Annotated in this window: 4 protein-coding genes; all 4 read left to right on the top strand. The window is 28.4% G+C overall.

Features of this window, described 5'->3' with window-relative positions; genetic code table 11:
* Nucleotides 1-137 precede the first annotated feature (137 nt).
* The 4 genes from BX659_RS18420 (at nucleotide 138) to BX659_RS18410 (ending at nucleotide 4,400) form a co-directional block, all read left to right on the top strand.
* Nucleotides 138-1,820 (top strand): AAA family ATPase, encoded by a 1,683-nt coding sequence (locus tag BX659_RS18420; protein ID WP_097019687.1) that lies wholly within the window; start codon nucleotides 138-140, stop codon nucleotides 1,818-1,820.
* A 323-nt stretch (nucleotides 1,821-2,143) separates the two neighbouring features.
* A complete protein-coding gene (locus BX659_RS19220; protein WP_172432021.1) occupies nucleotides 2,144-2,287 on the top strand; it encodes a hypothetical protein in 144 nt (47 codons plus the stop codon).
* Nucleotides 2,280-3,836 carry an ATP-binding protein gene (locus tag BX659_RS18415; protein ID WP_097019686.1) on the top strand — a complete coding sequence of 519 codons (1,557 nt, stop codon included), beginning with the start codon at nucleotides 2,280-2,282 and terminating at the stop codon, nucleotides 3,834-3,836. The genes BX659_RS19220 and BX659_RS18415 overlap by 8 nt, the downstream gene beginning before the upstream one ends.
* A 168-nt stretch (nucleotides 3,837-4,004) precedes the next feature.
* Entirely contained in the window at nucleotides 4,005-4,400 is a 396-nt protein-coding gene (locus BX659_RS18410) for a hypothetical protein (protein ID WP_097019685.1), read from the top strand.
* The last annotated feature ends 129 nt before the right edge of the window (nucleotides 4,401-4,529 follow it).

Here is a 4,529-nt window from a genome sequence, read left to right as displayed (position 1 = left end):
AAGACTTTTGTAGAGGCTTATTGCCTAGTAACTCGCTATCCATCTTGCTTGCTTAACTTTATTATAACAAACTTTTAGGTAAGAGGTAACTCGCCCATAGGCGAAATCTAACCTATATTAAAAAGGATGGGATAACTATGAAAAAATTACCGATAGGTATTAGTGATTTTAAAGAGTTAATAGAGAACGGTCATTACTTTGTAGATAAGAGTTTGTTTATCAAAGATATAATAGATGAAGATGCCAAAGTTATTTTATTACCTCGACCAAGAAGATTTGGAAAGACCCTTAATATTTCAATGTTAAAGTATTTTTTTGAAAAGTCTAATAAAAATAATAGTTATCTATTTGATAGTTTAAAAATAAAAGAGTTAGGAAGGTCTTATTTAGATAGGCAGGGTAAATCTCCAGTAATATTTTTAACTTTTAAGGGAGTAAAGAATACTATTTGGGAGGACTGTTTGGAAAATATAAAAGATATCATATCTATGGAATATGAGCGTCATGCCTATCTTTTAGAAGGAAATCTATTAAGTAATAAAGAGAGAATCATATACCAGAATATAGTTAACTTATCAGCTACTAAGGTTCATTATCAGAAAGCACTCTCTAAATTAACTCTTTATTTAGAGAGGTACCATGGAGATAAAGCTATTGTACTAATAGATGAATATGACCAACCTATTCAGAGTGGTTATATGAATGGCTATTATGAAGAGATAATAAATTTCATGAGAGGGTTTTTAGAAAGTGGATTAAAGGATAATACTAGTTTAGAAAAAGGTGTGCTAACAGGTATTTTAAGAGTCGCAAAGGAAAGTATCTTTTCTGGGTTAAACAATCTATTGGTTAGCACTTTACTGGACACTAAATACGATAATTATTTTGGTTTATTGGAAACAGAGGTAGAAGAGATTTTTAATGACTATAATCTAAATTATAAGCTAGAAGAGATAAAAGAATGGTATAATGGCTATTACTTTGGAGATAAAACCCTTTATAATCCATGGTCTATAATCAATTGTATTTATTATCAAGGAGAGTTAAAGCCATATTGGATTAATACTAGTGGAAATGAAATAATAAAAGACTTAATTATTAATGGAGACAGCGAAATTAAGAGTGATATAGAATTATTAATCAAAGACCAATCTATTGAAAAGAAGATAGATGAGAATATTGTTTTTGGAGATATAGATAAGAAAAGTAGTTCATTGTGGAGTTTCCTATTATTAAGTGGTTATTTGCGAGCAAGTGATAGTGAGAGGAGAGGGGCTAGACTTTATTGTAATTTAGAAATTCCTAATCAAGAAGTCAAGTATATTTATGAAGAGATTGTACTAGATTGGTTTGAAGAGAATATTACTAGTCAAAAACTTAAGTTAATGTTAGAGGCTTTAACCAATGGCGATATAGAGGTTTTTTCTAGTGTTTTTAGAGAATTTGTTTTAAATAGTATGAGTAGCTTTGATATTGGAGGGAATGAACCCGAAAAAGTTTACCATGCTTTTGTATTGGGACTACTATTAAATCTACGAGATAGTTATCAAGTTAAATCTAACAGAGAGAGCGGTTATGGTCGTTATGATGTGATGATTATTCCAGATAAAAAAGATAAGCTAGGCATAATTATGGAATTTAAAAAGGTAAATGAATATAAAAAGGAAAGTTTAGAAGAAGCTGTTGAAGATGCATTAAAGCAAATTAAAGAGAAGAGATATAAGCAGGAATTATTGGCTCAGGGGATAGATAATGTTTTAGAGATTGGAATAGCTTTTTCAGGTAAAGAGGTTGCAGTAAAGTCAGAGGATAAGGGATAAGGATATGATTTTTTCCTCTAATCTAAACCTTATGCTATAATTAAACTATCATTCTAAAGCCGAAGGTTGAATTAAGATGTGTTGTTTGAATTTAGATGGCGATGACCAGATTCCCTCTCAATTAGCACGAATGAAACACGAATAAAATCAAAAGATTAATTTAAGATTTTAAATGACTTTGAAATAATTCGTGAAGATTATTGAGATTCGTGGCAAAGAATTGTTTTTATTTTTAGATTGTAAATTAACTAATGATTTCTAATATGAAATCTTTATCGGTTTCTATATAAAAAAGAGAAGTCTATGAAGCTAGGTTGAAATAGTTGAGAGATGAAGAGATGGCATTGAAGAAAGCTGAAAGAAAAGGTATGGAGAGAGGTATGCAAAGAGGTATAGAAAAAGGTAAGAAAGAGATGGTGACTAGTTTACTTAAATTGGAAGTAGATAGGAGGAGACTTTATGACTAATAAGTTACCCTTAGGGATTCAATCATTTAAAGAGTTAAGAGAAGAAAATTATTTATATATAGATAAGACTGAAGATATATATAGACTTATTGAAAGTGGTAAGTATTACTTTATTTCTCGACCAAGAAGATTTGGAAAGTCTTTATTAGTTTCTACATTAGAAGAATTGTTTAAGGGAAATAAAGAGTTATTTAAGGGACTAAATATTTATAATAAAATAGAGTGGAAAGAGCACCCTGTTATTAAGATTGATTTTAGTAGTATTGATCGTAATAATAGTGACAGGTTAAGAAAGTCGTTAAATTCTTTTTTAAATGATATCGCTTATGAATATGGATTAACTTTAGAACGAGACTACTTAGGAAGTAGGTTTGCTGAATTAATTAAAAAGCTATATCAACAGACTAAAAGTAAAGTTGTAGTTTTAATAGATGAGTATGATAAGCCTATCATTGACCATATAACTGATATAGATACAGCTGAAGAAAATAAGGAAGTTTTGAAGAGTTTTTTTGAGGTACTTAAACCCAGTGATGAATATTTGAAGTTTGTCTTTTTAACTGGTGTTTCTAAGTTTTCTAAGGTATCTATATTTTCAGGTTTAAATAATCTTCAAGATATTACAATAGATCATAGATTCTCTACTATTATGGGCTGTACCTATCAAGAGCTACTTAAATATTTTAATGAAGAGATAGAGCAATTACAACAAGTATCTGATATATCTAGAAAAGGTTTATTAGAGGAGATAAGATACTGGTATAATGGTTACTCTTGGGATGGAGAGAAGAGAGTCTATAATCCTTTTTCAATTATAAATTTATTCTCTTCAAGAAGGTTTAATAATTACTGGTTTACTACAGGAACACCGAGTTTTTTAATTGATTTAATTAAAGAGTCAAATTATGATGTGAGCCAACTGGAAGAGATAACCGTTAGTGGTTATGTATTTGATAGTTATGAGCTAGGCAATATAGATATTAATTCATTATTGTTTCAAACAGGATATCTAACAATTAAAGAGACTAAAAGTACTAAGAGAAGAAACAGAGTCAAACTATATAAACTAGCTACTCCTAATTTTGAGGTAAAAGAATCACTATTAAATTATTTACTGGCTAATTATCTGCAGCAAAACTTGGCTAAGATTCAACCACTTTATATGGAAATGTTAGAGTATCTTGAAGAAGGTAAGATGGAAAAATTCATTAATATTATTAAATCTTTATTTGCAGGAATTCCTTATAACTTACAGCTTAAAAAAGAAAGCTATTATCATTCAATTTTTTATATGATTTTGTCGCTATTAGGAGCAGATATAAATTTAGAAGTGATGACTGATAAGGGAAGAATAGATGGAGTTTTGGAATTGGAAAATAAGATGTATATAATAGAATTTAAGTTAGATGATGATCAAGAGGCTTTAGATCAAATAAAAGATAGAAGCTATTATGAGAAGTATCTAAATTATAATCAAGAAATCTATTTGTTAGGAATTGGAGGCTTTATAGATAAAGATATAAAATATCAGATAGAAAGATTCAAGTAGCAGTTGGTTTTTCAAATTTGGCTATAAGTTGGCTTGGGAATATAATGAGAGCTGGACATGATTAAAAAAGATAATTAAGTTAGTAACTGTTACTATTGAGGTAGCAGTTTTTTATATTATAAATCCTATATTCAATAAGAATATAAATTTAGTTTGGAGGGATTAATAGTGTATGTTGTAGGATCATTATTAAAGCAGGCTATTTTTGAGAATAAAGAATTAACTAAAAAACTAATTAAAGAAATTACTAATGAGGATATTTCTAAGATGAAAGAAAGTGATTTGAAGTTTGGTTATGGTTATTATAAGCCAGTGTTATTTTTAGAATGTGAAAATGATAATAATAAAAATATATATCTAACTTTTCAAGAAATTTATGAACCTGTAATGATGAAAGGGACTATTGCAGAGTTTTTAATGAAGGAAAATAAAAGTAAAATATTTAATAAGGAAATAGTTATTTGTTTTAATTTTGATAAGTCAGAAAATAACTCAGTAGAGCTGATAGAGAGAAAATCATATGATAGAAAAGTAGTATTTACTACAAATATTTTTAATGCTTAATTGTAAAATGAACTTGAACTAATAAAAATTAATAAAAAAAATGCCCATAGTAGACCAAACTGTAATATAATTAGATCACCACAAAATAACTAATTACAGGCAGGTGCATACTATGGACTACTTAAATGA

This window comes from Orenia metallireducens, from assembly GCF_003001995.1.
GTDB classification, from domain to species: Bacteria; Bacillota; Halanaerobiia; order Halobacteroidales; family Halobacteroidaceae; genus Orenia; species Orenia metallireducens_B.
The sequence above is the reverse complement of the archived record's forward strand: the minus strand, read 5'-3'. Positions and strand labels throughout refer to the sequence as shown.

Excerpts from the sequence above, each read along its gene's own strand:
- BX659_RS18420 (WP_097019687.1), top strand. The coding sequence starts at position 138 with ATGAAAAAATTACCGATAGGTATTAGTGATTTTAAAGAGTTAATAGAG.
- BX659_RS18415 (WP_097019686.1), top strand. The coding sequence starts at position 2,280 with ATGACTAATAAGTTACCCTTAGGGATTCAATCATTTAAAGAGTTAAGA.